Annotated in this window: 34 protein-coding genes; 23 read left to right on the plus strand and 11 right to left on the minus strand. The window is 64.1% G+C overall.

Annotated features, from left to right (window positions below; genetic code table 11):
- Positions 1 to 156: 156 nt before the first annotated feature.
- The 3 genes from B2W22_RS16995 to B2W22_RS17005 form a co-directional block, all read right to left on the minus strand.
- Positions 157 to 630, minus strand: a complete 474-nt coding sequence (locus B2W22_RS16995; protein ID WP_286938919.1) for a hypothetical protein — start codon at positions 628 to 630, stop codon at positions 157 to 159.
- A gap of 309 nt (positions 631 to 939) precedes the next feature.
- Positions 940 to 1,326, minus strand: coding sequence for a hypothetical protein (locus B2W22_RS17000; RefSeq protein ID WP_286938922.1), 387 nt, complete (start codon positions 1,324 to 1,326; stop codon positions 940 to 942).
- Positions 1,327 to 1,627: 301 nt separating this feature from the next.
- Positions 1,628 to 2,182: a phage regulatory CII family protein gene (locus B2W22_RS17005; RefSeq protein WP_286938923.1), complete on the minus strand. Its 555-nt coding sequence runs from the start codon at positions 2,180 to 2,182 to the stop codon at positions 1,628 to 1,630.
- 92 nt (positions 2,183 to 2,274) lie between these two features.
- On the opposite strand from B2W22_RS17005, the gene B2W22_RS17010 reads away from it, so the two are divergent.
- Complete coding sequence (locus tag B2W22_RS17010) at positions 2,275 to 2,451, plus strand: hypothetical protein (RefSeq protein WP_286938924.1); 177 nt, start codon at positions 2,275 to 2,277, stop codon at positions 2,449 to 2,451.
- A 29-nt stretch (positions 2,452 to 2,480) separates the two neighbouring features.
- Here B2W22_RS17010 and B2W22_RS17015 read toward each other — a convergent pair whose 3' ends face one another.
- A complete protein-coding gene (locus tag B2W22_RS17015; protein ID WP_286938926.1) occupies positions 2,481 to 2,708 on the minus strand; it encodes a transcriptional regulator in 228 nt (75 codons plus the stop codon).
- 81 nt (positions 2,709 to 2,789) lie between these two features.
- On the opposite strand from B2W22_RS17015, the gene B2W22_RS17020 reads away from it, so the two are divergent.
- Together B2W22_RS17020 and B2W22_RS17025 are read left to right on the plus strand one after the other, a co-directional pair.
- Entirely contained in the window at positions 2,790 to 3,854 is a 1,065-nt protein-coding gene (locus tag B2W22_RS17020; protein ID WP_286938927.1) for a LexA family transcriptional regulator, read from the plus strand.
- Positions 3,839 to 4,273 carry a hypothetical protein gene (locus tag B2W22_RS17025; RefSeq protein ID WP_286938928.1) on the plus strand — a complete coding sequence of 145 codons (435 nt, stop codon included), beginning with the start codon at positions 3,839 to 3,841 and terminating at the stop codon, positions 4,271 to 4,273. The genes B2W22_RS17020 and B2W22_RS17025 overlap by 16 nt, the downstream gene beginning before the upstream one ends.
- A 55-nt stretch (positions 4,274 to 4,328) precedes the next feature.
- Here the strand turns inward: B2W22_RS17025 and B2W22_RS28550 are convergent, their stop codons facing one another.
- On the minus strand, positions 4,329 to 4,571 hold the full coding sequence (locus B2W22_RS28550; RefSeq protein ID WP_414631975.1) for an Arc family DNA-binding protein: 243 nt from the start codon (positions 4,569 to 4,571) through the stop codon (positions 4,329 to 4,331).
- Between the two features lie 169 nt (positions 4,572 to 4,740).
- On the opposite strand from B2W22_RS28550, the gene B2W22_RS17030 reads away from it, so the two are divergent.
- The 17 genes from B2W22_RS17030 (at position 4,741) to B2W22_RS17110 (ending at position 13,346) form a co-directional block, all read left to right on the plus strand.
- Positions 4,741 to 4,944, plus strand: coding sequence for a hypothetical protein (locus B2W22_RS17030; RefSeq protein WP_286938929.1), 204 nt, complete (start codon positions 4,741 to 4,743; stop codon positions 4,942 to 4,944).
- A 172-nt stretch (positions 4,945 to 5,116) separates the two neighbouring features.
- Positions 5,117 to 5,395 (plus strand): hypothetical protein, encoded by a 279-nt coding sequence (locus B2W22_RS17035; RefSeq protein ID WP_286938931.1) that lies wholly within the window; start codon positions 5,117 to 5,119, stop codon positions 5,393 to 5,395.
- Positions 5,396 to 5,406: 11 nt separating this feature from the next.
- The gene (locus B2W22_RS17040; protein WP_286938932.1) at positions 5,407 to 5,607 is read left to right on the plus strand and encodes a hypothetical protein; all 201 of its coding nucleotides are present in this window, start codon (positions 5,407 to 5,409) and stop codon (positions 5,605 to 5,607) included.
- 33 nt (positions 5,608 to 5,640) lie between these two features.
- The gene (locus B2W22_RS17045; protein WP_286938934.1) at positions 5,641 to 6,336 is read left to right on the plus strand and encodes a hypothetical protein; all 696 of its coding nucleotides are present in this window, start codon (positions 5,641 to 5,643) and stop codon (positions 6,334 to 6,336) included.
- Between the two features lie 15 nt (positions 6,337 to 6,351).
- Complete coding sequence (locus B2W22_RS17050; protein ID WP_286938936.1) at positions 6,352 to 7,248, plus strand: recombination-associated protein RdgC; 897 nt, start codon at positions 6,352 to 6,354, stop codon at positions 7,246 to 7,248.
- 15 nt (positions 7,249 to 7,263) lie between these two features.
- Entirely contained in the window at positions 7,264 to 8,061 is a 798-nt protein-coding gene (locus B2W22_RS17055; RefSeq protein WP_286938938.1) for a ParB/RepB/Spo0J family partition protein, read from the plus strand.
- A complete protein-coding gene (locus B2W22_RS17060; RefSeq protein WP_286938940.1) occupies positions 8,058 to 8,519 on the plus strand; it encodes a hypothetical protein in 462 nt (153 codons plus the stop codon). The genes B2W22_RS17055 and B2W22_RS17060 overlap by 4 nt, the downstream gene beginning before the upstream one ends.
- Positions 8,516 to 8,959 carry a hypothetical protein gene (locus tag B2W22_RS17065; protein WP_286938942.1) on the plus strand — a complete coding sequence of 148 codons (444 nt, stop codon included), beginning with the start codon at positions 8,516 to 8,518 and terminating at the stop codon, positions 8,957 to 8,959. The genes B2W22_RS17060 and B2W22_RS17065 overlap by 4 nt, the downstream gene beginning before the upstream one ends.
- Positions 8,956 to 9,990, plus strand: coding sequence for a hypothetical protein (locus tag B2W22_RS17070; protein WP_286938943.1), 1,035 nt, complete (start codon positions 8,956 to 8,958; stop codon positions 9,988 to 9,990). The genes B2W22_RS17065 and B2W22_RS17070 overlap by 4 nt, the downstream gene beginning before the upstream one ends.
- Positions 9,990 to 10,280, plus strand: a complete 291-nt coding sequence (locus B2W22_RS17075) for a hypothetical protein (protein WP_286938944.1) — start codon at positions 9,990 to 9,992, stop codon at positions 10,278 to 10,280. The genes B2W22_RS17070 and B2W22_RS17075 overlap by 1 nt, the downstream gene beginning before the upstream one ends.
- Positions 10,277 to 11,302: a hypothetical protein gene (locus tag B2W22_RS17080; protein ID WP_286938946.1), complete on the plus strand. Its 1,026-nt coding sequence runs from the start codon at positions 10,277 to 10,279 to the stop codon at positions 11,300 to 11,302. The genes B2W22_RS17075 and B2W22_RS17080 overlap by 4 nt, the downstream gene beginning before the upstream one ends.
- The gene (locus tag B2W22_RS17085) at positions 11,295 to 11,555 is read left to right on the plus strand and encodes a hypothetical protein (protein WP_286938949.1); all 261 of its coding nucleotides are present in this window, start codon (positions 11,295 to 11,297) and stop codon (positions 11,553 to 11,555) included. The genes B2W22_RS17080 and B2W22_RS17085 overlap by 8 nt, the downstream gene beginning before the upstream one ends.
- Positions 11,548 to 11,715 carry a hypothetical protein gene (locus B2W22_RS17090; protein WP_286938951.1) on the plus strand — a complete coding sequence of 56 codons (168 nt, stop codon included), beginning with the start codon at positions 11,548 to 11,550 and terminating at the stop codon, positions 11,713 to 11,715. Before B2W22_RS17085 ends, B2W22_RS17090 begins: the two co-directional genes overlap by 8 nt.
- Complete coding sequence (locus B2W22_RS17095; RefSeq protein ID WP_286938953.1) at positions 11,708 to 11,887, plus strand: hypothetical protein; 180 nt, start codon at positions 11,708 to 11,710, stop codon at positions 11,885 to 11,887. Before B2W22_RS17090 ends, B2W22_RS17095 begins: the two co-directional genes overlap by 8 nt.
- Positions 11,887 to 12,144: a helix-turn-helix transcriptional regulator gene (locus B2W22_RS17100; RefSeq protein ID WP_286938955.1), complete on the plus strand. Its 258-nt coding sequence runs from the start codon at positions 11,887 to 11,889 to the stop codon at positions 12,142 to 12,144. The genes B2W22_RS17095 and B2W22_RS17100 overlap by 1 nt, the downstream gene beginning before the upstream one ends.
- Before the next feature lie 101 nt (positions 12,145 to 12,245).
- Entirely contained in the window at positions 12,246 to 12,515 is a 270-nt protein-coding gene (locus B2W22_RS17105) for a hypothetical protein (protein WP_175125688.1), read from the plus strand.
- A gap of 129 nt (positions 12,516 to 12,644) precedes the next feature.
- Positions 12,645 to 13,346: a DUF3053 domain-containing protein gene (locus tag B2W22_RS17110; RefSeq protein ID WP_175125690.1), complete on the plus strand. Its 702-nt coding sequence runs from the start codon at positions 12,645 to 12,647 to the stop codon at positions 13,344 to 13,346.
- A gap of 66 nt (positions 13,347 to 13,412) precedes the next feature.
- Here the strand turns inward: B2W22_RS17110 and B2W22_RS17115 are convergent, their stop codons facing one another.
- From B2W22_RS17115 to msbA, 4 genes are all read right to left on the minus strand, one after another.
- Positions 13,413 to 14,903: a sensor domain-containing diguanylate cyclase gene (locus B2W22_RS17115; protein WP_286938957.1), complete on the minus strand. Its 1,491-nt coding sequence runs from the start codon at positions 14,901 to 14,903 to the stop codon at positions 13,413 to 13,415.
- Positions 14,904 to 15,142: 239 nt separating this feature from the next.
- Entirely contained in the window at positions 15,143 to 15,370 is a 228-nt protein-coding gene (locus B2W22_RS17120; RefSeq protein WP_175125694.1) for a hypothetical protein, read from the minus strand.
- A 134-nt stretch (positions 15,371 to 15,504) separates the two neighbouring features.
- Entirely contained in the window at positions 15,505 to 17,310 is a 1,806-nt protein-coding gene (locus B2W22_RS17125) for a monovalent cation:proton antiporter-2 (CPA2) family protein (protein WP_218345051.1), read from the minus strand.
- A gap of 165 nt (positions 17,311 to 17,475) precedes the next feature.
- Positions 17,476 to 19,251: a lipid A export permease/ATP-binding protein MsbA gene (gene msbA, locus B2W22_RS17130; protein WP_105238104.1), complete on the minus strand. Its 1,776-nt coding sequence runs from the start codon at positions 19,249 to 19,251 to the stop codon at positions 17,476 to 17,478.
- 103 nt (positions 19,252 to 19,354) lie between these two features.
- On the opposite strand from msbA, the gene B2W22_RS17135 reads away from it, so the two are divergent.
- From B2W22_RS17135 to B2W22_RS17145, 3 genes are read left to right on the plus strand one after another with little or no spacing between them, the layout of a single operon-like run.
- Entirely contained in the window at positions 19,355 to 20,323 is a 969-nt protein-coding gene (locus B2W22_RS17135; RefSeq protein ID WP_175125698.1) for a glycosyltransferase family 9 protein, read from the plus strand.
- A gap of 19 nt (positions 20,324 to 20,342) precedes the next feature.
- Positions 20,343 to 21,107, plus strand: a complete 765-nt coding sequence (locus tag B2W22_RS17140; RefSeq protein WP_175125700.1) for a YdcF family protein — start codon at positions 20,343 to 20,345, stop codon at positions 21,105 to 21,107.
- Positions 21,104 to 21,385 (plus strand): YkgJ family cysteine cluster protein, encoded by a 282-nt coding sequence (locus tag B2W22_RS17145; protein ID WP_224776749.1) that lies wholly within the window; start codon positions 21,104 to 21,106, stop codon positions 21,383 to 21,385. The genes B2W22_RS17140 and B2W22_RS17145 overlap by 4 nt, the downstream gene beginning before the upstream one ends.
- 24 nt (positions 21,386 to 21,409) lie before the next feature.
- Here the strand turns inward: B2W22_RS17145 and B2W22_RS17150 are convergent, their stop codons facing one another.
- Both B2W22_RS17150 and B2W22_RS17155 read right to left on the minus strand, forming a co-directional pair.
- Positions 21,410 to 22,558 carry a glycosyltransferase family 4 protein gene (locus tag B2W22_RS17150; protein WP_175125704.1) on the minus strand — a complete coding sequence of 383 codons (1,149 nt, stop codon included), beginning with the start codon at positions 22,556 to 22,558 and terminating at the stop codon, positions 21,410 to 21,412.
- Positions 22,533 to 23,258, minus strand: a complete 726-nt coding sequence (locus tag B2W22_RS17155) for a polysaccharide deacetylase family protein (protein WP_175125707.1) — start codon at positions 23,256 to 23,258, stop codon at positions 22,533 to 22,535. The genes B2W22_RS17150 and B2W22_RS17155 overlap by 26 nt, the downstream gene beginning before the upstream one ends.
- Between the last annotated feature and the right edge of the window lie 14 nt (positions 23,259 to 23,272).

Consider the following 23,272-nt stretch of genomic DNA (forward strand, 5'->3'; position numbering starts at 1 on the left):
CGTCAAACACAGGGTCTGCGTTCCGCCATCCTGCCCGCACGTCTGCCGTCTGGTCAACGCGGTTCGGATCATATGCCCGGGGCATGCCGCCGCCTCCGCTCAATGTCCACAACGCCCAGGCCTCGAATCGCTTGTGCACCCATTGAATGCGATCCATCAGCCCACCTTCCTCGCCCGATCGCGGTCGTCGATCGCCTGCAAAATGCGCGCCTTGTACGCATGGTGGGTCTCTCCCAGCCGGGCCGTGTCGATTCGCAGCTGGCGCGCCATGCCGTCCATGCCGGACCAACTGGCCATCCATCCTGGCGCCGCCGCCTGCTGGCCCTGCGACGCCTGCGATGGTTTCGGCTGCGGCATCACAATCTCATCGTCCCAACGCGCGCCGTTCAACCATGTCGCGGGATGAGGAATGTGCTCACGTTCGCGGCCGGCTGCATTCCAGTACTCGACATGCCGGGGAAGCGCCTCCAGCGCCGCCGACTTCTCCTCCGGCTTTAGCTTGGCCCACGCTTTTTCGGCGTCGCGCTTGGCGACCCTTCGTGGCCATTTGGCCCAGAAGTCGGGGAAGTTTGGAGTTTGTTGCGGCGATCGCGCGGAATTCTCTGTAGGAACGAGCTTTAGTATGTTCATGTTGCACCTCTACCTATGACACCTGCTGGCTGTTGAAGGACATTGCTGAATAGGTGGGATCGGTGCGATGGGCAGAGCTCCCCCTACCCACCGCGCTCAACCGTTTGCATTGCCGAACCGGAGCCGACCGTATGCATCAGGGCCCACAGGCGGATGTACGCCCCTGTGGTCGGCCAGACTGTTGGCGTCCGTACAGACACCCCTTCCGCGCTCTAGCCTTTCGCACCCACGCTGCTCCCTGGATTCGGTTTGGAGCCGTGTCGGAGGGGTAACCGCGTATTCAGCCTCTTCCCCCCTCCCTGTAAGAACTCAGGGCGGCGCTCTCCCGCTTTGCAGGTGAATGATTTCGCCATGACGCCAAAACGGCTGTCGGGCAGGATCAGGCATGCCATCTGCATTCAGACGCGAAGGATGGTTGCGGGGAAGCTGCATCAGGTAGGTGAATGGCTTCGACGTGGTCGTGTCGAAGACAACCAGGATCTCGTGGTCGGGATAGGCCTTTTCAGCCTCGAAGAAGCCGCTCACGCGAAGAAGGTCGTCGCGCGTGAAACTCCGGCCCTGCCCGAAGAAAAACGCCTGAGGCGAAGACGAGCGCTGCCACGCATCGGGCGCGGGCGCTCGACGGTCGTCAGACGCTTCGCGAGCGCGTCGGTAGGACGCTTGGGCGGGCGCATGCCCGAACAGGTCGCGCGTCATGCAGCTGCTCCGACCGGCAAGACGAACCAGGACGGCGCAATGGAAGCTGGCTCCGGAGCAGAAGCTGCGGCGTACACCGACACCGGTCTATGCGCGCCCGGGACCCGCACATGCCTCACCACACGGATGACGCCGGCCGCGGCCAAGCGGCTGCACGTGTACTTCGCCACCATGATGGAAAGCTGCAGCTCTTCAGCCACCTGTCCCGCAGTCAAGGGATCGGCAGTCAGCAATGCGAGTATCTGGGCCGCGACCGGACCGAGTGTTCCGGCCGGTCGCCCACGCCTGGTGCGACGCTGGATCATTCCTCGTCTCCAAGCGCGCCGAGGGTGAGCCCCTCTTCGCCCGCGCGCCTCACATTGCGGACAAGGCGGAGCAGCATGCGAATTTCGGCATAGGCCTGAGCCTCGATTTCGCCAGCCTCCCGCCGTGTGATTCGACGATCTCGAAGCGCGCCAGCCAACATGCCTGACAGAATCCCGCCTTGCTCGGAAAGCGTGAATCCCTTCTCCATGATCGCCGTGATCTCGCAGGGCCAGCGCCCGCCAGGCGGCGGGGCGTCAAGCTCCACGGCCGCCAAGTCGAATTGCGAGGCGAGGGCGGCGATCCAGCCGGTGGCGCGATCGCGCGTCACCACGTGGCGCCGCAGATACTCAGTGATGAGCTCTGCGTCTTCAATTGCCAAGCGCTCGGCCGGGTCCGACCCGTCCAGCTTCTTGTAAAGGGTCTTGGGCGAAATCTTGCGGTCTCGAAACTCGGCAGCCCAGGCGCAAAAGCCGCTGACCCCATCAGGAGCAGCGCGCAGAGCGTTGTATATCGAACCGCGCCAGTGCGAGTCTGCATAGTGTTTGGTCATCAAGGACTCCCGAAAAAGGGGCGCGATTCTCGTGGAAGACATGCAGGGAGGTGCCTACCATGCACATTCCTATCCGCCAGCGAGTAATACGAATGAAAGACGCCATCACCGAAACCGAACGCCTCTTGATCCAAGCGCAAGAGATCGCCACCCGCCGGCTGGAAACCGCCAGCGAGAACGCAGTGCTGAACATCTTCAAAGAACTTTGCGAGGAGCGAGACCGCACCGCCTGGGCGGTAGACGGACGCGAATGCGCGACGATGCATTGAGGCCATCACGGTCGTCCCGCAGATCCGCCTCAAGCGGCTCGATTTCTCAAAAAGGCCCAATCAACGCTCGGGCAGAGCCGTTCGCACCTGACGCCGGTCAGAGCCTCAATCCGTGGACAGTGCTCGGCCGGAACCTGACGCCCCGGCTTTTTCCATTGATTGAGGGCCCCGCGGCTCACCTTCAGCGCACGGGCTAAAGCAGCTTCCGATCCGAAGACCTTTGCCGCCTCTTCGAGAGGATGGGTTCTATCGTTCATGCCCGGAGTCTACATTTTATAGACAACACAGGTCAAGGTTTTATAGACCCGACTTGTACAGAATTTCTTTACACTGCCATCATGGATATAAAGAGTTGGATCAAAGCTGCCAGACAGCACGCCGGGTTCACCCAGACACAGCTGGGCGACCCACTTGGCGTGGGCAAGGGAAATGTGTCGGCCTGGGAGAAAGGCCGGCACGAGCCCAGCTTTGAACAACTGGTTCAGATCAGCAAAATCACCGGTTACACCGAGCCGTTGCCCGGCCTGACTGATGTTGCGCAGTCGATACAGGTCGCAACTCCGCCGTCCAAACCGCGCCCTTGGCCCTTCCCCGCCATTTCAGAGGACGAAGTGCACGCGCTGCCACCAGCTCAGTTGAGCGAGCTGCAGGGCGCGTTGGCACTGGCTATTGCTCAGCTCAAACACGGCATAAAGGTCGCACCAACGCCTCCAGTCTCCAGCCGCCCTTTCGGCGAGGTCTTGCGAACGCATAAGGCCGGCGATCTTGTAGATATGGACGTGGCGACCGACGAATTCCCGATGCGCATCCCCGGTCTGCCTCCTGCCCCCTGGGACGGCGGAAAAAGCACTTTCCAGTTCGAGCGAGACAGTCGAGCCAAAATCAGCACTCAAATCGGCGTGATGGCCAATGCGGGGCCTGGCGAACCGCATGCCGCAAACGAGCCGTTTGAAGAAGTGCCAGAGCTGGCCGAAGTGCGTTTAGCTGCGGGCGATGGAATCGAGAACCACAGCGAAGACCAAACTGGAATGATTCAGTTTCGTCGCTCTTTTCTGCGGTCGGTAGGCGCAGAGGGCGGGAAAGCCCGGGTCGTATATGCAAAGGGCGATAGCATGGAGCCACTCATTCGCGACGGGGCAGCGCTGCTGGTGGTCCCGAACGAGAGCCTGACGCTGCAGGACGTAGCCTCCGGCGGCGTATACGCAATCAACTATGACGGCAAGATGTTGGTGAAGACCGTAGCCAAAGACAAGTTGACGGGGCGATGGGTGGCGCGATCATTCAATCCGAACTACTTCGACGTCCCTCTTGAGAATGGCGTTCCTGTGCGGGTTCTAGGCCAAATCGTTTGGGTTGGATCCAGGCTCCGGGACGACGAAGCGGGACAATGGGTACGTTCATAGCCAAAACCAGGGAAATGAAAAGAACGATTTCTTCGCTAGTTACGATTTCGGTTGGTGTCGCGCTCGCCGGCTGCATCACGGTGCCGCCGGAGGAGAAAGACGCTACGGTGCGGCGAGGGAATGCACCCGCCAGCGTGGTCGACTTCCAGGCAGCAACCAAGGCCCTCACGGTCTACGAGACGTCGCCGGCAGGCGCGGAAGTATTGGCAGAAGTGTCCGCCATCCGGTGCCACGCCAATCTGTACGAGCCAAAACCCACCGAAGACACGGTCCGTTCTGATCTACTGATTAATGCCTTTGCGAAGGGCGCCAACGCGATCAGCGATATATCGATCGTTCGCCAGCCTGGCAATCTTGGCTACAACTGCTATTTCCGATACTTCGGAACCGCGAAGGCTCTGAAGGTGTCAGCAAAGTAGAAGGCCTGCGGAGTCGTAGCGATCATTGCGATCGCAGCCAGAGTAACGCCCTGACCTAAAGGTCGTGGCGATGGGCCGCCAACGCTGCGGCCAGCTCTTCTCGGATGACGGCCCGAAGGCCGGCCAGATCCAAGGACTCGTCCGAGGACAATGACTGTTCCAGTCTTGCCACAATCTCGGCGTTCGCTGAGCGTCCGCTCTTTGCCGCCAAATCGTTTATCAGATCACGCATGCCCGGCGGCAGGCGGACAGTTACCTGATCCCAATCTCTAACTTTCGAGGCGCGTACTCTTCCCATGCGCGGGAGCGTACTAGCACACTGCTGGAATAAATACTCGCACTGTGCGAGTGTTTAGGCCGTGTTCGTGGCATTCCTTTCCTCTAAGGAGTGCTGAAATTCGACCAAAGAGCGCAGTCACATTGTGCAAGCGCTTGGTTTCACGGCAGCAGGCATCGAAGGGGTGAGCATGAGGACGACTATAGAAATCGACTTGGATGTGTTCGAAGAGGGCTTCTCCAAGCTCGAACAGCTGGAGGCGCTTCTAGCCTGCACCACTGGGCCGGGTTTCTCCGGCTTTTCAACCATGACGGCCGACCGACAAGAGCACGTAATCACATTAGCCGCAGATCTAGCGCAGGCGGCTAAGACGGCCCTGTCTATCGACGGCTGATTTCCACCACGACCAAAAGTCTAGAAGCACAAAACCGCAGTCTCGTTTTTCTTGACCATTGAGTCTAGGTTTTCTATACTTTCTTCATGTTGTTCGTTTTTGACGTGCGCCGCATCACGCAGCGCAGTCCGACGAACAGGGGGCCCCGGGTTCAGGGGCCAAGGAGACCCGCATGAAGAACGCAACCCAATGCATCGCAGCTGTGCTGGCACTGCTCATCGCAGTGGCTGCCCTATTTGGCTGGGCGCAAGTAATCGCTCGCAATGATCAACGCCTGTTCAAGGCCGACGACGAACAGCGCACGCGCATGCTCGCCCGTAGCTGCGGCACGGCGGGGCAACTCTGGCAAGACCCGCTGACGCGCCAGTACGCATGTCTGTACGTCAATCCCAACGGCGAAGCGCTGGTGCAGAACATCCCGGACGCCCCGCTGCTGATTGTCCAGCGTTGAGGAGCCCGCCCATGGCTCGCGAATTCACGCGCGAACAGGTGCTCGCCGCAGTTGCGAAGCTGGGCCGGCGAGTTCGAGACATTGACGTGCTGATGCGCAACCGCGCGCTGTGTATTGCGATTCTCAATTCCGCTGAGGCCCCCCCCAACCGCGTCGTTCGTCTGCGCCCCAAGAACGACTGGCGCGCACGGGCCGCGGGCGACGCCGATTAACCAATTTCCCCACCGCATGTAAAGGAGTGCCTCGTGCACACAACCCATTTCCGCGATTTACCTTCGGCGAAGTCTCGCAGCGGTCCTTACCTGCTGGTGGGCCTTGCCGGCCACGCTGGCGCCGGCAAGGACACGTGCGCCGATATCCTCGCAAGCGCACACGGCTTCGCTCGGCTGGCGTTTGCGGACGCCGTTCGCGCCGAGCTCGCGGCCGCGTTCGGCGTCGACCTACGGCTCTTCTCCAATCGCAGCACCAAAGAGGCGCCGACGCATGAATTGGCGCTGCACCGCTGTGCGGACCGCACGTTTGTCGAGCTCATGCTCTCCCTCCCCCTGGGACTCACCCTCGACAGGGCACTGAGCCCGCGCTGGGTCATGCGCCTATGGGGAACTGAGTATCGGCGCAGCCAATCGGGAAAGGACTACTGGCTCTTGCGCGCCCATGAGGCCCTTGAATCGCTGCAGCGCGACGGATGGCGGCGAATCGCGATCACGGACGTGAGATTCGCCAACGAAGCCGCACTGGTGAATTCGTTGGGCGGCGAGGTGTGGCGGGTCACGCGGCCCATCGCCGACGCCGTGCTTGCTCCGCATGCGTCAGAGCAAGAGGTGACCCGCATTCAAGTCGATCGCGTCATCGACAACAGCGCGCAGACGACCGCCGCACTCGCATATGACGTGCTGTTCGCTTACCACCTCGCAACGCGCGCCGACCACGCTTTCGCCTGAAATAACGGAGTTCACATGTGGTTCAAAAACCTGAAGATTTACCGGCTTTCCGCCCCGCTGTCCGACTATGCCGAGCAGCTGCAGGCCGGCCTGAAACGCAACGCATTCCAGTCCGGCAACAACCTGGAAATGCAGTCCCTCGGCTGGATCGCCCCGCGTGAGGGCGGCGAACTCGCCCACCCTGTGGCCGGTCGATTCCTGCTTTGCCTGCGCGCCGAGAAAAAGCTGCTGCCCGCCACTGTGATCAACCAGGTCACCAAGGTACGGGCCGAGGAGATCGAGGAGCAGCAAGGCTACAAGCCGGGCCGCAAGCAGATGAGGGACATCAAGGAGCGCGTCACGGACGACCTGTTGCCGCGCGCATTCAGCGTCTATCGCGACACCCGCGTCTGGATTGACCCGCTGAACCGCTGGCTCGTGATCGACACCGCCTCGTCATCCAAAGCGGATGAGGTCATCGGGCTGCTGGCGAAGACTGTAGATCCCTTCCCGCTGGAGAACCTGCACGTCGCCCAGTCGCCCGCCTCTGCCATGACTGGCTGGCTGGCCGAGGACGAAGCTCCGGCCAACTTCACCATCGACCAGGACACGGAACTGCGCGCCTCCGGCGAAAGCGGCGCTGCCGTCCGCTACGTCAAGCATTCCATCGACGCCGAGGACGCGCGCCGGCACATCCAGTCGGGGAAGCAATGCACCCGCCTCGCGCTGACTTGGGCCGATCGCGTGTCCTTCGTTCTGACCGAAGGCCTCGACATCCGGCGCGTATCGCCCCTCGATGTGCTGAAGAAAGGCGCGGACTACGCGCAGAACGACGACGAGAAGTTCGACTCGGACATGGTCCTCATGACCGGCGAACTGGCCAAGATGCTTGCCGAGCTGGTTGAAGCACTCGGCGGGGAAAAGCAGATCTGACAACCAGGACACGACATGGCAAAAAAATCCAAAGACGTCTATGGCGCGGACGGCCAAAGCAACCTGCTGAACTTCGATCCGGCCAAGCTGGTTCTGGTCACGGACGAAGCCAGTCCGCTCTATGACCAGCGCGTGCACCTGCCGGTGGACGAGGCGATGGCCCGCAACATCGACTACCAGGGCGTGCTGGAACCCGTCGCGGTATCCAAGAACCCGGAGACGGGCGAAACAGAAGTGGTTTTCGGACGCCAACGCGTCAAGGCCGCTCGTCTGGCAAATGAGTGGCGGCGCGCCCGCGGCGAACCGGCGCGGCAGATTCCGGCTGTCGTCTATGCCGGCAAGCGGCAGATGGCGCTGGACGCCATCGCCAGTGAAAACGAGGCCCGTACCGCTGATACACCTTTGGGGCGCGCTGAGAAAATGCGCCGCCATCTGGCGCTGGGCCGAGGCGAAGACCAGATCGCTGTCATCTACAACTGCTCAATCGCGACCGTGCGAGACACGCTCGCGCTGCTGGACAGCCCGAAAGTGGTTCAGGACGCCATCGAGTCCGGACAGATCACTCTGACGATCGCCAAGGCCCTGGCAAAGCTCTCCCCCATTGAGCAGCGCGCCAAGATCGCTGCCCTGTTGGATGCGGCAAAGGACGCGAAGCCGCATGAACGGTCTCGACGGCAAGCGCGCCTGATGGGCAACGCGCCCCGCATCAAGACTCGCGCCCAGATTCTCGCCGCGCTGGCGGCTGCCGAGGGCGAATATGCCAAGGCGCTGCGCTGGGTGCTGGGCACTGACACCGAAGGGAGCATCGCATGAGCAACCCACACCGCAGGGCACGCAAGGCCCGGAACAAGCGCTACACCCCGCGCGCCGTCCGCGCACCGATGATCGTCGCCACCGACCTGGTCCTTCGACCGGTGGAGGCAATCATTGACCAGATCAACCGCGATGGGACCGTTCACGCTGATGCGAAGGGCATCCCTCAGTTCCAGGCTGGCGACGGCTGCTGGTACGAAGCCGCCGACGCGATCGAGGGCGTGATCTGGCATTTCGAAATGTGGTGCGTCCGGCATGGCGAAAGCCTGCCCTTGGACCCGCTGCGTGAGCTGCACATCGCGCTCAAGTACATGGTGCCCATTCAGGAGCGCACGCTGCGCAACCTGGGCATCGCAATGCCGACCCTTCGCCGCGCCATGTCGATGGCCGACCCTGACGATCAGATCGACCTTCTGCGGCAGACACAGATTCGAGCCGAACTGGAGAAGCGCTTATGAAATCCGACAGCTCCCATGGTTGGGTTGTCCCGCGCGCGGATGGTGCCCGCGCCAAGTGCGGCGGCCCCGCCCTCTGCGCCACCTGCAAGACCGAACAGATGCACGAAACCATGCTCGCCGGAGTCTTCGGCCAGCGTGCCGACAGACCATCCGCCGAGGAGCGCAGCATGCCTACCGAACAGGACAATCACCGCCGCCCAGCCGGCCCCGCCGAAGCCGAAGCGCTGGCAGGGCGCTTCGTTGGCGAATACCTCACTGCTTGCCGCATGACCGACCGCGACCAAATGGGCGACTACCTGATGAAGCTGACCAGCATCGCCGCGGTCCTGATGGCTCAGGCTGAAGGCTCTGCGAATGCGGGCGAACGCTTGGCGGGGACCGCCGCCTGGGTCCGCAAAACGATGCCGGCCGCGCCGGCACGACTGGAGCTTGTGCAATGACGATCCGAACCGACGCTGCTCCGGCGGTCATTCAGTCCGTCTTGACCGACGCAGAACGCCATCAGCTGCTGGCCCGGGCGAACTACCCTCACCTTCAGGAAGAGCCTGGCTCCTATCTGGTCAAGATCACTGAGGACATGGTTCGGACCAAGCTGCTCGCCGCTTTGCCGACAGGAGAGGCGCATGCGGTGCCACCGCATCAGTGGCAGACAACGGTAGCTCAGATGAAGGCTCTGGCCGCAGAACTGAGCTTGGCAGCCGAAACCATGGGCGGAGACGACGAAGAAAGTCAGGACGTGGCGTTGATCCTGGCTGTGGCACCGGCCGCGACCGTGCAGGATGACGACGGCGATTGGAACGCGAAGCCCATCCTGACCGTTCGTCTGGAGGAGTATCCCGAGGAAGGCGTCTACCCGGTCGATCCGCACGACCCGACCGGAGGCCGCATTGATTCCCCCACCCCTCCCGCCAGCGCACAGCCCGAAAGCATGCGCGAAGGGTATCCGCACGACGACCCGCAATTCATCGCCTCGTGCCGTGAGCATGACATCCTAGGTACTGCCATGCAGGGGCTGGCTGCTGTGTTCTGGCGTGCTGCCAGCGCACAGGACGATGCGAAGGACGAGCGGCGGCCTCTGTTTTGGTACCGGCCGCGCTCCGATGACGGCCATGAAGGGCCGATCCATAACGACCGCATCGAAGAGGTGCGCAAGCAGTCGGGCGCGTGGGTGCCGCTCTACCCCGGTTTTGCGACGTTGCCCAAGCCGCTCTATGACTTGCGATACCACGGTGAATTCATCCGGGGCTGGAACCAATGCCTGCGGGAAGTGAACGCCGCCGTTGCCGCTCCCGCTGCTGGCGATGCGCGGGATGCGGCGCGGTATCGGTGGCTGACCGAAGACCATGCCGATCTCGTGACACGGGAGCACCGCAACGGCATCCTGCGCCGCATGACGGTCATGAGTCACAGCGCAGCGTCGGCGGATATTGATGCCGCCATTGCTGCCCAGCAGGGCGAAGGAGGCCAGTGATGGGCGACATGGGAGATTTCTGGCGCGACGTGAAGCCCGCACTCAAGGAGCGGAGCCAGCAGAAGCGCGCCGACAACCGCGAGCAGTCAGCCCGTTTGCTGACCGAGGCTGGCATTAAGTTCGTGACTCGCAATTCCGGCGCGCACCTCATCGTGACGGCAGCCAATGACCGGACCTTCGACTTCTGGCCCGGCACCGGCCTATGGCGCATGCGCGGCAGCACCAAGGACCATCGCGGCGTTCGCAGCCTGATCCGCGCTGCCCGGCCCACCACCAAGGAAACCACATGACCACCAACACCCCCGCCCCGGCGCCGAAGGATGCCGTGCTAACCACTGGGCAAATCCTGAGCCTGGAACGTCGCAGCAACATGACCGACGACGAAGCGTTGCGCTTTGGTCGCGCCATCGAATCCGCCCTGCTGTCCAAGCTGCGCGCCCCTGTAGCCTGCAACTGCCCCGGAGGTAATAAGCCGGCTGATTTGCACGCACCCAACTGCCCCGTGCGCCAAACCCAGGCGAAGCTGCTTGACCCGTATGACGGCGGCACTTGGCTGACAAGCGCCCCTGTAGCCGACGAAGGAATGCGCACCGAGGCGCTGTATTTGCTGCGTGAGGCGCGGGCGCTGCTGCCGCTGTTCACTACGGCGGAAGCGATTGGGGATTGGTCCGAAAAGGTGGAACGGTTTGCAGCGGACCATGTGATCGACGTTCCCGCAAGCGCCCCTGTAGCCGGGGAGGCGACGCGCCGTGGCAAGTTCCTGCCGGAGCATGTGACCCAGCAAATGATCTGGAATGTGCAAGCCGTGATTGAGGGCGAATGCGGCGGGCTGGCGCTAGACGAGCGTCAGGCGCGCAACGTCATGGCCTTTCTGATGAGCGAACACGGGCCGGATGCCGCGCCCCAGGCCAGCGAGGCGCAATGCTCCTGCCCCAGCGGCGACGGCTCCCTGCGTCATCCGTGCGCGGTGCATGGGGCCAGCGAGGCAGTGCGCGATGCCCAGGATGCAACAGGACGCACGCCCACTGCCTATGCGCTGGAGTTCGCTGAATATCTCGCACGAGACGCTGAATATGTCATGGCCTGCCTGAATGCCAGCCAGCGGGCCAATGAGGCACTCCTAGACCTGACGGAAGAGATCGCGCCCTCGGAAGACTACCAGGCTGCAGAAGACGCAGCCGCGCAGGCTGATGAGGCGTTCACTGAAGCTATCACCGGCTTGCGGTCGGGAATATTCGAATTCCGCAAGCGGCGAGACCGCGCCGCACCGACCGCGCAACCGGGCGCGCAGAAGGAGAGCCGCGATGCCTGATATCCGTGTCAATTTCGGAGGCGGCGTGGCAATTCTGACCGTCTCCGGCGACTACAAGCCCGGCGATCCGCCGCCCACCGGCTACAGCGCGAGAGAAGATTGGTTTAACGCGCAGATCAAGGGTGGTCTGCGCCAAGTTGAATGCCCGCGCTGCCGCCGCTGGGCGTTCCCTCAAGAGCTCGCACCGGGCGGTCGCATCTGCAAGCCTTGCGCCCACCCCGACCACAAGGACGGAGGCGCGGTGTATGGCTGACCTAGAGCGCATCAAACGCGTGATGCAGATGTACCACTGCAGCCGTGAAGGCGCAGAGCGATATCTGGATCTCCGCGAAGAGGGCTATAGCAAGTACCAGGCCGCGCTCATGGCGGGCATATCCGATCCTTATGACGCGGAGGACGAGCGAAATGGCTGATTTGATCGAACGCCTCGCCGCCCAGCTCCGCGAGTGCGCTGAAACCCTCGGGGCCGACCAGATCGACGAGCAGCGCGCCATGCGGGCCTATGCCGATGCGATGGCGCTGCTGGCGGAAATGCCTCATATATCGCGCACGCCGAGCGGCGGTGCATCATTAAAGGAGCAGTAATGGCACACGCAGCCCAACACCAAGCACCGGCTTCGCCGAAGCTGATCTACCGCGTACACGAGGCGACCGAGGCCCTGGGCCTGTCCGTGGCCACGATCTACCGCATGTGCAGCCGCGGCGAGCTGGTCAAGCGCAACATCGGCAACACCCGCGCGGTGGGAATTACGGCCGAGTCCGTGAATGCTATGCTGGCGCGCATGTCGGCTTCGGACCCCGACTCGGACGCCGATGCCAGCACCACCCAGATGGGTAGCTAAGTGGGTAGCCAGGGGAAACAGCAACAACCGGAAATCCCCTGGAACCCTTATTAATCTTAGATAATTCCTCACAGACCAGAACAATACGACATCATCCTGGTATGACGGCATCAGAAGAATGCCTAGTCATCGGACCGAATGAAGAGCCGCGCACGTTTGCGCGGCTTTTTTACTTCATGCATCACCAGATCCACGGGATCACGCGGCGGAAATGTGACGCAGCAGGAGACCACATTCTGGCCGGCGAGCCGGGCTGTGAACCGCACGGCGAGCCGTTCTTCACCGCGCTGCCCATGCAATGCGATGGCGATTGCGACGAGGCCTACCTGATTCGCCCATACGCTTCAACTCGACATGTATGGATTTTGTGACTTAAAGCTTCGTTTGCAATGAATTCTGAAACCCATGGCGGCGACTTAGGGTTATCGATAAGCTGCGGGCGCTTTGCCGGGTGGGTAACCGCCTCGGCGCTTTTCCCTAGTCAATCGGAGGTCATTGCAATGAAGTCCCTATTCCGTCCTTTCCTGGTGCTGATCGCGGCCCTGCCGCTGGTGCTGGCCGCCTGCGGCGACAAGGAGCCCGAACAGCGCGCCGCATTCACGCAGTTCCTGCAAACGCGCATCGTGGACAAGCCGGGCGTGCGCGTGCCGAAACTGACGGATGAAGAAAAGAAGTCGTTTGGCGATTACGCGGCCCAATACGCGGTGATCACCGACTTCAACGCGGGCATGGACGCCTCGGTCAAGCCGTTGTCGGGGATCCTGCAGAAGGGTCAGGTGCGCTCGGTGAACGATATCGTGTCGCGTCGCGAGGACCTGAAGACGGTTCGTGCCGGTCTGAACGACATGAATGCGGCGCTGAAAGAACACCGTGCCAAGGCCGACGCGGCGCGCGCCCAGCTCAAGCAACCTGAAGACCTGAAGGTCGTGTACGACAAGGCTTACGAGAAGACCATCACCCTGCCGGCTGATACGTTTGCCGATGTGCTGCCGCAGATCAACGCCACCTACGACGTTGCCCTGAAGGTTGCCGATTACGTGGAAGCGAACAAGTCGAAGATCGAGATCTCCGGCAACAGCGTGTCCGTGACGGACCCTGCCGTGCAGGCCGAGCTGAACAAGCTGCTGCAAGAGATGAATGCACAGGCCAAGAATGTGCAGCAGGCCCAGACCCGTTTGCAGGCCGTGGTGATGGGCCGCTAAGGGGCCGCTTCAATACCCGACACTGCGCATCGCCCCGCCGCCACCTGAAGGTGCGGCGGGGCTTTTTCATGCCGGCGCGGTTATCACGCCGGACGCCGCAGCCACGCAGTTGCGGCCGGATTCCTTCGCCTGGTACACCGCGGCGTCGGCGGCTTCCACAAGCGCCGCCGAACCATCGTCTCCCTGTGGCAAGGCCGTGGCCACGCCGATGCTGACGGTGACGATACCGCCTTCGTTGTCCTCATGCGCAACGGCCAGCTCCGCAACAGCGCGCCGGATGCCTTCGGCAATGTCCTGTGCTTGTTCGAGGCCGGTCTCGGGCAGCAGCACCACGAACTCCTCGCCCCCGTAACGGGCCGCCAGGTCGCGCGGGCGGCGGGCCTTTTTCTGAAATGTGAGGGCCAGCGTCCGGAGCAGCACGTCGCCTTCCTGGTGACCATACCGATCGTTGTAGCGCTTGAAGTGGTCGGCATCCAGAAACAGCAGCGACAACGGCGTGCGATCGCGCCGCGCGGCCGCCCATTCCACTTGCAGTATGTCGTCGAAGGTGCGCCGGTTGGCGATGCCGGTCAGCCCGTCTGTCTGCGCCTGCCGCGCCAACTGTGCTTCGAATGCCTGCCGCCAGCGCATCTCGCGCCTGAAGAGGACGATCTGCGCCATGACCGAGGCAAAGAGCGCCAACGTAATGGGCACGATCAGCGCGGCGCGCCGGACCCACGGTTCAAGCAGGTCATCGACGGCCAGCGCAACGTCGATCACGAGCGGCGTGCGCTCGATGGCGTCGAACGCATAGAGCCGATTGACGCCGTCGTGCGAAAGCACGCCGACAAATGCGCCCTCGCGGCCGATCAGGTATTGCTGGAAGTCGAGCGGCAAGTCGATGCCGCTGCCGGCGTCGGCGCTGGAGTACGGATTGCGCAAGAGAACGGCGCCGTCGTTGCGAAAGACCGTGATGGCGTCGTGCGGACCGATGGACACTTCGGCAAAGCGGTCGCGGAAATATGCCGTACGCAGGGACCCGGCCACCACGCCGCCGAAACTGCCATCGGGGTTGGTGATGCGCCGGCTGATGGCGATGCTTTCATCGCCGCCGCGCAAGCGGCTGGTGTACGGCCGGCTGACGAAGAGTCCCATGTCGTCGGCGTCCCGGTGGACCTGGAAGTAATCGCGGTCAGCGAAATTGAGCTTGGGCGGCGTCAAGGCCAGCGAGTCGTAGCGTATGTTGCCTTGGGCGTCGAGCACGACGATGGCGCCCAGATACGCGGCCGTGGCTGAACGGTCGAAGAGGAACCGGTGCAGCGATTGCGGGTCGAGGTCGGCAATGCCGGGGTCTTGCAGGCGCTCGACCACGCCTTGCAGCGAAAGGTCGTAGACGTGCAACGTGCGGCCGATGTCCGCGGCGAGCACGCTGGCCAGGTTGCGGGCCGATACGTAGGCGGCTTCCCACGTGACGCGGCGATCCATCCATAACAGGGAAATGGCCGCTGCACAGATACCGATGGCGACGAGGCCGGCCAGCGCGTACAGCGTGCGGTGCACGATCCCGCGGGATTTCAATACGGCGCTCCTTCGCGATGGCGTTCGGGGTGGCGTAGTTCATCTGCAAGTTCTGCATGATGATGCCGGTGTCCGATGCCGGGCGCAAGGCATCGCCGGCCGGGGCAGCGGAACCGTGGGCGGCGATCAGCGCGGGTGGCGGTATTGACGGCGGGATGGGGCCGCAGGTGACGCGGCGCGATCCTGGTGACGGGAGCGGCGCGAACCTGGAGACAGGCGCGGCGCGCCCGAGCCGGATTTCAGGAGACTGCGGCGGCGATGCGGAAGGGAAAGGCCTTGGCGCCGCGCGCCTTGTCGGTTTCCCGGTGGGCGTTGATGGCCCATGCGGGCCCCACCGCGCCGGCCTGCGCCATCAACTGGCGCGTCAGCACCCCCGAGAACCCGCAGCGAAGCGTCATGGCCTGACGCCGGGCAAGCTCGATTCCGATGACGTGCGACGTGGTCGAATTACGGTCCGTTTGCAGCATGGCAGCCCCCTGGCAAAAAGCGCTTCCTGAGTGAAGCGTCATGCGGATTAATCTACCCTAGCCGTTTGATTTTGCGCGTGAAATGATGCGTAAAGTAATGCAAAGAAGCCGAAATGCGCGCCGAAAAACAACCGTCAGGCGGATGGACTTGCGGCGGCGTCGCCGGTTTCGCGATCCGGCCGGTCGTTTATGCCATCCGGTTGACCCGTCATATTTCCGTAGAGCAATGAGCGGCCGGCGAACAGCCCGCCCGCCACCTCGAGGTCGAAGCGTTCGGTGTCGCGTTGCCGGACGTCCTGGATGACCTCCTCGGCCTCGTCCGGGGGCACGCCGATGGCGCGCAACGCCGCTTCGCCGAACACCAGCGCCGATTCCAGCGTTTCGCGGACCTGAAAATCCACGCCCTCGCGGGCGAGCGCCAGCGAATGAATGCGGTCGTAGGCCCGCACCACCAGGCGCACCAGCGGAAATTCGGACTTGATGAGTTGCACCATATGCGTGGCGGCTCGCGGGTCGTTGATGCACACGAGGATCGCGCAGGCATTCTCGGCGCCCGCCGAACGCAGCATGTCGGCACGCGTACCGTCCCCGTAATACACCTTGACGCCCCATTTCGCCGCAGCGCGAATCGCGTCGGTATCGGTGTCGAGGATGGATACCTTGACCCCGCGGGCCAGCATCGCCTGGGTCACGATCTGGCCGAAACGGCCAAAACCCACGATCAGCGCGCAACCGTCCAAGTCCCGGGCCACGTCCACGCCGTCCATGGAGGGCACGGGCTTGGGCAACAGCCAGCGCAACGCCAGGACGCAGAGCGGCGTGAGCGCCATGGAAATGATGACGACAGCTGTCAGCACCGCACCGGTATGCGCATCGAAGATGCCTTTTTCCGCCGCCGCGCTGTAGAGCACGAAGGCGAATTCCCCGCCTTGCGCCAGCAACGCGCACCGGGTGATCGCTTCGGCATGCGTCGCGCGAAGCAGCCGCGCCACGACATACACGCCCACGGACTTGACGGCCATGAAGACGACGACGCCCGCCAGGATGAGCGGCCATTCGCGCGCCACGGCCAACAGGTCCAGCGACATGCCCACGCCCAGGAAGAAAAGGCCCAGGAGGATGCCGCGAAAGGGTTCGATCTCTGCCTCGAGCTGATGGCGGAACGTGGACTCGGACAGCAGGACGCCCGCCAGGAATGCGCCCATGGCCATGGAAAGTCCGCCCAGTTCCATCAGCAGCGCCGCGCCCAGCACGACGAGTAATGCCGCCGCGGTCATGACTTCGCGCGCGTGCGCCGCGGCCAGCAGGCGGAACAGCGGATTGAGCAGCCACCGGCCGGCGGCCAGCAGCGCCAGAATGCAGCCGACCGCGATGGCCGCCTGCAACCATGGATCGCCATCGCTGCCGCTGCCCGCGGGCGCCAGCAAGGCAGCCAGCGCCAGCAGCGGGACGATCGCCAGATCTTCGAGCAGCAGGATGGAGACGATGCGCTGGCCCTGCGCGCTGGTGGTCTCGTCGCGCTCGGCCAGGATCTGCATCACGATGGCCGTGGACGACAGCACAAAGCCCATCGCCGCCATGAACGCGGCGGCGCCCGACAGGCCGGCCAGCAAGCCCACGCCCGTGAGCAGCGCGCCGCAGACCAGCACCTGCGCGACGCCCAGCCCGAAGATCTCGCCGCGCAACTTCCACAGGCGCGACGGCTGCATTTCCAGGCCAATGATGAACAGAAACATCACCACGCCAAGTTCCGCGACGTGCAGGATGGATTTGGGATCGGAGAAAAAGCCGATGCCGAAGGGGCCGATCGCCAGACCGGCGGCCAGATAGCCCAGGACCGAACCCAGCCCGAGGCGCTTGAACAAGGGGACGGCAATCACCGCTGCGCCGAGCAAAACGACGACGTTAAGGACTTGATTGCCTTCGGAAGGCAGGGCCATGGAGCGCTCCTGGTTGCATGGCGGGCCGAAGCGCCTGGGACGCCGCCCAGCCCGCTACGCACGGGCTGGGGCCATTTTCCGGCAAACCACGGGATTGGCAAACAGGAACTTCGGCAATGAAAAACCGCCCCGAAGGGCGGCGGCTGGGGAACGACGCGCGACGGCTCAGTCTTCCCGGAACTGCATCTTGTACAGCGAGGCGTACAGGCCGTCGGCTGCCAGGAGTTCGGCGTGCGGCCCCTGTTCGACGATCCGTCCGGCGTCCAGCACGATGATGCGGTCGGCGTTCTGCACGGTGGACAGGCGGTGCGCGATGACCAGCGTGGTGCGGCCCTTCATCAGGCGCTCCAGCGAGGCCTGCACCTGGCGTTCGGATTCGTTGTCGAGCGCGGACGTGGCTTCGTCAAGGATCAGGATGGGTGCGTTCTTGATGAGCGCGCGCGCGATCGCCAGGCGCTGGCGCTGGCCGCCGGACAGGCGGGCGGCGTTTTCGCCCACCGGCGTGTTGATGCCCTGCGGCAGGCCTTCAACGAACTCGAGCAGGTTGGCGGCGGCGAGCGCATCGCGCACCTTTTGCTCGCTGGACTTGCCCAGCGCGCCGTAGCCGACGTTAGCCGCGATGGTGTCGTCGAACAGCACGACGTCCTGGCTGACCAGCGACAGGTGCGAGCGCAGGCTGCGCAGCGTCAGGTCGTCGACAGGCACGTCGTCCACGAGGATCTGGCCACTATCGGCCAGCACGAAGCGAGGCAGCATGTTGACCAGCGTGGTCTTGCCGCTGCCGGACCGGCCCACGAGGGCGACGGTCTGGCCGGGTTCGACCACGAAGGAAATGTCGTTGACCGTGTCGCGGTCGGCATCGGGGAAACGATGCGACACGTTGCGGAATTCGACCTTGCCGCGGACGGGTTCGGGCAGTTCCTTGGTGCCGGTGTCGTTTTCCGGCACCTGGTCGATCAGCGTGAACACGCTTTCGGCCGACACCAGCATCTTCTGCATGCGGGCGGCCACGTTGGTGAGGCGCTTGATGGGGTCGAAGATCTGGGCCAGCGCGGCCATGAACGAGGCGAAGCTGCCCACGGTGAGCGAGCCGCTGTTGGCCTGGCTGAGCGCCACGGCGATGACCGCGCCCACGGAGATCGAGATGCAGACCTGGGTCAGCGGAGTCAGCGCCGCATCGGCAGTGGCCGTGCGCATGGCAAAGCGGCGCAGGCGGCGGCTGACGAAATCAAAACGGCCGCGTTCGACTTCGTAGCCGTCGAACAGCTTGATGACGCGCTGGCCGTCGATGCCCTCGCCGACCACGCGGGTCAATTCGGCGTTCATGTTGACGGTTTCGCGGTTGATGCGGCGCAGGCGCTTGATGAAGAAGCGCGAGATCATGACCGAGACCGGCAACATCACCAGGATGATCAGGGTCAGCACCCACGACATGTACAGCAGCACGCAGATCAGGGCGATGACCACCAGGGTTTCGCGCACCAGCACCGTGATGACGTCGGTGGCGTAACCGGTAACGTTGCCGGCGTCGATGGTGAAGCGGTTCAGGAGGCGGCCGGTGTCGCCGCGCTTGAAGTCCGCGTCGGGCAGGCCCAGAAGGCGTTCGAACATGTCGCGCCGCATGCCCAGCAGCACGTTGTTGGCCACCCAGGCCAGCAGGTAGTCGCTGAAGAAGTTGCAGATGCCGCGCACCAGGATCAGTCCGACGACCGCCAGCGGCAGCGCCCAGACGTAATACGGTTTGGCGCCGGAGAAGCCGCCATCGAGCAGGGGCTTCATGATGACCGCCAGCACAGGCTGCGTGGCTGCGGCGCCCGCCATCAGCAGGACAGCCGCCAACAAACCCTTCCAATAGGAACCCACGCGGCTGTAGATCCGGGACCAGAGTTCGGATTTGACGGGTTGGGAGCCCGCTGGCGCATTCCGTGCGGCAGAATTCAAAGGGATCACTCGCTTTTATACAATTGTGCCCAGGATTGTACCGGCTGCGCGCGTGCGCGCCGTCCCCGCCCCCTTAGCCCTATCCGCGCCCGTGCGCCCTTCCATGTCCGATATCAGTTGCCTGTATGTCCGCCTGCCCAACTGGGTGGGCGATGTCTGCATGAGCCTGCCCAGCCTGCGTGCCCTGGCCGCAAGCGGTCTGCCCCTGGTCCTCTGCGCCCGTCCCTGGGCCCGCGATCTGCTCGATGGCGTGGACAAGCTGGATTTCATTCCCATGCGAGGCAAGGTGGGCCCGGACCGGGCGGCCGTCAGCGCGCACCGCCGGGGGCTGGGTGCGCAAGGCCGCCGCGCCCGCGGCCTGCTGCTGCCGGATTCCCTGTCCAGCGCGCTGGTTTTCCGCCTGGCCGGCGTGCCGTCGGCGGGCTATCGCGACGATGGCCGCAGCTTCCTGCTGCGCTGGCCGTTCGCCAAGCCCGGCCAGCCGATGCACGCCGTCGAGTCCTGGCATCACCTCACCTGCGAAGCGCTGACCCGGTGGAATCTGCCGAGCGGTCCGGCCAAGCCGGGGCCGACGCTGGACCTGCCGCTGACGCCGGCGCACGAACGCGCGGCGGGCGAGGCGTTGGTCCAGGCCGGGCTGGACGGCCGGCCCTACGTCCTGATCGCGCCCACCGCCACCGGCCTGCACAAGGGCCGGATCAAGGTCTGGCCCGGATTCGATACACTGACGCGCGCCCTGCAGGCCCGCGGCCATACCGTGGTAATGTGCCCCCCTCCGGCCGAAACCGACGAAGCCCGGCGCAATGCGCCCACGGCGCAGTTGCTGCCCCCGCTGGGACTGGGCGCCTTTGCGGCCTTGACCGCGCGGGCCACGCTGGTGATCTGTAACGATTCCGGCGTGTCGCACGTGGCGGCGGCGGCATCGGCCCGGCAGCTCACGCTGTTCGGCGTGACGCAACCGCAGCGCACCGGCCCCTGGTCCCCGCGCGCGGTGTGCGTCGGCTCCGACCAGGCGTGGCCGTCGCAGGAAGAAGTGACACGGCAGGCCGAGCGCCTGCTGGATGGTACGTAGTAATCAGGACAGTCTCGAAATGACCTTTTCCAGCTATCTCACGAATCTGATCATTCCCTTCAACTTGTGCATCACTCTGGTGGTCCTTGGCCTGGTGCTGGGACTGTTCCGGCTTCGCAAGATCGGCTTGACCCTCGTTGCCGCGGGTCTGCTCTGGGCCTTGGCCTGGTCCTTGCCCGCCACGTCACTGTGGGCTGGCGGCGCGCTGGAGAACCGGTATCCGCACAAACCGCCCACCGAAATGCCAACGGCAGACGCGATCGTGGTGCTGGGCGGCAACACCGCAAACGGCCGCGCCAACTGGTTCCTGCCCTATGACAAGGACACGGCCATCGTGCGCGTGGACGCGGCCGCCCAGCTGTATCTGGCGGGCCGCGCGCCCAAGGTGCTGCTGTCGGGCGGCGCCCTGGAAGGCGACGTCAGCGAAGCCCGCGGGATGGCGCACGCGATCCGCCAGCAAGGGGTGCCGGAGTCGGCGCTGATCCTGGAGAACGCCAGCCGCACCACGTACGAAAACGCCACGCTGACCGAGGACCAGCTCAAGTCCCGCGGCATCGGCAAGGTGCTCCTGGTCACGTCCGCGTTGCACATGCCCCGCGCGATGGCGGCCTTTTCCAAGCAGGGCGTGGAAGTGATTGCCGCCCCCGCGCCGCCGCAGATCGTGGCGCCGGCTGACGGCTCGCTGCCGTTGTGGCTGCCCGACGAACGTACGTTCGACGCCAGCCGCTCGATCGTGAAGGAATACGCCGGGCTTTTTGTCTATTGGTTGCGCGGATGGGTATGAGCCTGGCCGCCACCGCGCTGGAATGCCGCGCGGGATGCGGCGCCTGCTGCATCGCGCCGTCGATCACGCGCCCCATTCCGGGCATGCCGCACGGCAAGCCCGCGGGCGTGCCCTGTATTCAGTTGCTGCCGGACATGCGGTGCGCCATCTTTGGCGACCCTTCCCGCCCGGATTTCTGCGGCGGACTGCAGCCGGAGCACGAGATGTGCGGATCGGACCGCGCACACGCCATCCACTGGCTGGCCGACCTGGAACGGGCGACAGCGCCGCACCACTGAAAACGGGCTCGCAGCCCCGTTTTTTTAGTTGCGCTCGAGCAGCACCTGTTCGTACAGCGCCTCGAAGCGCGACGCTACGGTCTCCCAGCTTTGGTCCCGGGCGATTTCCAGGCCCCGCGTCGTGAGCGCTGCGCGCAGCTCGGGGTTCGCCCCCAGGCTTTCCAGCGCCTGCGCCAGCTGGGCGCCATCACGCGGGTCCGACAGGATGAGCGCGTCAGTGCCCGCCGACAGATACTGCGCGAATCCGCAATAGACCGGAGAGCTGACAATGACCGGCAGGCCATGCGACATGGCTTCCAGCGGCGCCATGCCGTAGCTGTCGTTCAGCGTCGGATGGGCGTAGATGTCGGCTGCGTTGAAATACTGGCCGACGTCCGACGTAGGATCGATCAAGGTGACACGGGAGGCGACCTCGCCCGCGGCGTGGACTCGATCGTGCGTGGGTCCGTCGGCGCCTACGACCAGCAGCCTGTATTGGGGTGGCAGCAGCGCCAGCGCATCCAGCAGCGCCGGCAGGCCTTTGCGCAGCGGATTGCGCGCCACCAGCAGACAGCCGATCGTGTCGGCATCCCAGCCCAGCCGCGCCCGCAGGGCGGCGCGGGCGCCGTTGCCATCCGGGGCCGGCAGTTTGACGCCCGGAGCGATGATATCCACAGGAAGCTGCTCGCCGTAGCTGCGGTGGAGCTGGTCCATGATGAGGCCGGACACCGCGACCACGCGGCGCCGGGGGGTCTTGCGCACGCGCAGCCATTCCAGCGTCAGATAGGTGGCAAGGCGCGGACTGAGCCAGGCGGTCAGGCGCTGCAGCGGCTTGACCCGGGTGACGTGGTTGTAGCGGACCGGCGTTACGTGCATGACCTGGATCTCGCCCGCCCAGCCGTTCATGTGCGAATGCACGATGTCGAAGCGGCCGCGAGTGAGACGGTCAGCGCGCCAGGCAAAATACAGCACCCGGGTCCAGCTTGGGAGCCAGCCGGGAAACCGCACGGGCAAGAAATCGAAAGGCAGATCGCTGTCGAAATCCCGGGCGACCACCGTGACGTCGTGCCGCTTGCCGAGCACACGCATCAGCTCGACGCCATACGCCTCTGCGCCTCCGAAACGCTTGCCGAAGCGGTCCACCAACAGCGCAATGCGAAGCCGCCGATTATGCGCGCCGGCGGCTGTCTTCATACCGGGTGAGGCACTTCTGGAGAAAACGGATGATGTTGGTGGAGCGCGCCACCGTCACCCGCGGCAGACCGAAGGGATCGTCGGACGCCGCCGCCAGGCCGCGCTTGGTGAGCGTGGCATTGTCGTATCCAGCCTCGCGCGCCATGGCCTGGTGCTCCGGGCCATGGTCGCCGTACGGATAACAGAACGCGGTGACCGGCGCTCCGAGCGCCTGTTCGAGCTCATCCTTGGACTCGACGATCTGGCGCCGCGCCTCTTCGGGCGCGAGCTCGGGAAGATGGACGTGGTCAAGCGTATGCGAACCGACTTCGTTGCCCGCCTGCGCCCACTCCCGCATTTCCTGCACGGTCATCAGCGGTGAAAACGGGATGCCCTTCTGGAGGTCCCACACGTTGCCGCCGTCGAACTGCCGAGCCACGAAATAGTTGGTGGCGGTGAATCCCAATTCGCTCAATACCGGCATCGCGTTGTGATGCACGTTGCGAAAGCCGTCGTCGAATGTGATGCCGAATACCTTGCCCTGGCGCTCGCCACGGACATACGGCATGACGTCGCGCATGGACAGCCCGCGGTAACCGAGCCGGCGCATCCAGCGCATCTGCCGAGCAAAGCTATCAGGATGTACCGTCAATCCGCGAAACGGCGTGCCCTTGGGGTTGGGCTCGCCGATCTGGTGATACATAAGGATTGGAATAGACATAGCTCGACATTATA

Origin of the sequence: Achromobacter sp. UBA4530 (genome assembly GCF_002388205.1) — a bacterium.
GTDB classification, from domain to species: domain Bacteria; phylum Pseudomonadota; class Gammaproteobacteria; order Burkholderiales; family Burkholderiaceae_B; genus Achromobacter; species Achromobacter animicus.

Excerpts from the sequence above, each read along its gene's own strand:
- B2W22_RS16995 (WP_286938919.1), bottom strand. The coding sequence starts at position 630 with ATGAACATACTAAAGCTCGTTCCTACAGAGAATTCCGCGCGATCGCCG.
- B2W22_RS17000 (WP_286938922.1), bottom strand. The coding sequence starts at position 1,326 with ATGACGCGCGACCTGTTCGGGCATGCGCCCGCCCAAGCGTCCTACCGA.
- B2W22_RS17005 (WP_286938923.1), bottom strand. The coding sequence starts at position 2,182 with ATGACCAAACACTATGCAGACTCGCACTGGCGCGGTTCGATATACAAC.
- B2W22_RS17010 (WP_286938924.1), top strand. The coding sequence starts at position 2,275 with ATGAAAGACGCCATCACCGAAACCGAACGCCTCTTGATCCAAGCGCAA.
- B2W22_RS17015 (WP_286938926.1), bottom strand. The coding sequence starts at position 2,708 with ATGAACGATAGAACCCATCCTCTCGAAGAGGCGGCAAAGGTCTTCGGA.
- B2W22_RS17020 (WP_286938927.1), top strand. The coding sequence starts at position 2,790 with ATGGATATAAAGAGTTGGATCAAAGCTGCCAGACAGCACGCCGGGTTC.
- B2W22_RS17025 (WP_286938928.1), top strand. The coding sequence starts at position 3,839 with ATGGGTACGTTCATAGCCAAAACCAGGGAAATGAAAAGAACGATTTCT.
- B2W22_RS28550 (WP_414631975.1), bottom strand. The coding sequence starts at position 4,571 with ATGGGAAGAGTACGCGCCTCGAAAGTTAGAGATTGGGATCAGGTAACT.
- B2W22_RS17030 (WP_286938929.1), top strand. The coding sequence starts at position 4,741 with ATGAGGACGACTATAGAAATCGACTTGGATGTGTTCGAAGAGGGCTTC.
- B2W22_RS17035 (WP_286938931.1), top strand. The coding sequence starts at position 5,117 with ATGAAGAACGCAACCCAATGCATCGCAGCTGTGCTGGCACTGCTCATC.
- B2W22_RS17040 (WP_286938932.1), top strand. The coding sequence starts at position 5,407 with ATGGCTCGCGAATTCACGCGCGAACAGGTGCTCGCCGCAGTTGCGAAG.
- B2W22_RS17050 (WP_286938936.1), top strand. The coding sequence starts at position 6,352 with ATGTGGTTCAAAAACCTGAAGATTTACCGGCTTTCCGCCCCGCTGTCC.
- B2W22_RS17055 (WP_286938938.1), top strand. The coding sequence starts at position 7,264 with ATGGCAAAAAAATCCAAAGACGTCTATGGCGCGGACGGCCAAAGCAAC.
- B2W22_RS17060 (WP_286938940.1), top strand. The coding sequence starts at position 8,058 with ATGAGCAACCCACACCGCAGGGCACGCAAGGCCCGGAACAAGCGCTAC.
- B2W22_RS17065 (WP_286938942.1), top strand. The coding sequence starts at position 8,516 with ATGAAATCCGACAGCTCCCATGGTTGGGTTGTCCCGCGCGCGGATGGT.
- B2W22_RS17070 (WP_286938943.1), top strand. The coding sequence starts at position 8,956 with ATGACGATCCGAACCGACGCTGCTCCGGCGGTCATTCAGTCCGTCTTG.
- B2W22_RS17075 (WP_286938944.1), top strand. The coding sequence starts at position 9,990 with ATGGGCGACATGGGAGATTTCTGGCGCGACGTGAAGCCCGCACTCAAG.
- B2W22_RS17080 (WP_286938946.1), top strand. The coding sequence starts at position 10,277 with ATGACCACCAACACCCCCGCCCCGGCGCCGAAGGATGCCGTGCTAACC.
- B2W22_RS17085 (WP_286938949.1), top strand. The coding sequence starts at position 11,295 with ATGCCTGATATCCGTGTCAATTTCGGAGGCGGCGTGGCAATTCTGACC.
- B2W22_RS17090 (WP_286938951.1), top strand. The coding sequence starts at position 11,548 with ATGGCTGACCTAGAGCGCATCAAACGCGTGATGCAGATGTACCACTGC.
- B2W22_RS17095 (WP_286938953.1), top strand. The coding sequence starts at position 11,708 with ATGGCTGATTTGATCGAACGCCTCGCCGCCCAGCTCCGCGAGTGCGCT.
- B2W22_RS17100 (WP_286938955.1), top strand. The coding sequence starts at position 11,887 with ATGGCACACGCAGCCCAACACCAAGCACCGGCTTCGCCGAAGCTGATC.
- B2W22_RS17105 (WP_175125688.1), top strand. The coding sequence starts at position 12,246 with ATGACGGCATCAGAAGAATGCCTAGTCATCGGACCGAATGAAGAGCCG.
- B2W22_RS17110 (WP_175125690.1), top strand. The coding sequence starts at position 12,645 with ATGAAGTCCCTATTCCGTCCTTTCCTGGTGCTGATCGCGGCCCTGCCG.
- B2W22_RS17120 (WP_175125694.1), bottom strand. The coding sequence starts at position 15,370 with ATGCTGCAAACGGACCGTAATTCGACCACGTCGCACGTCATCGGAATC.
- B2W22_RS17125 (WP_218345051.1), bottom strand. The coding sequence starts at position 17,310 with ATGGCCCTGCCTTCCGAAGGCAATCAAGTCCTTAACGTCGTCGTTTTG.
- B2W22_RS17135 (WP_175125698.1), top strand. The coding sequence starts at position 19,355 with ATGTCCGATATCAGTTGCCTGTATGTCCGCCTGCCCAACTGGGTGGGC.
- B2W22_RS17140 (WP_175125700.1), top strand. The coding sequence starts at position 20,343 with ATGACCTTTTCCAGCTATCTCACGAATCTGATCATTCCCTTCAACTTG.
- B2W22_RS17145 (WP_224776749.1), top strand. The coding sequence starts at position 21,104 with ATGAGCCTGGCCGCCACCGCGCTGGAATGCCGCGCGGGATGCGGCGCC.
- B2W22_RS17150 (WP_175125704.1), bottom strand. The coding sequence starts at position 22,558 with ATGAAGACAGCCGCCGGCGCGCATAATCGGCGGCTTCGCATTGCGCTG.
- B2W22_RS17155 (WP_175125707.1), bottom strand. The coding sequence starts at position 23,258 with ATGTCTATTCCAATCCTTATGTATCACCAGATCGGCGAGCCCAACCCC.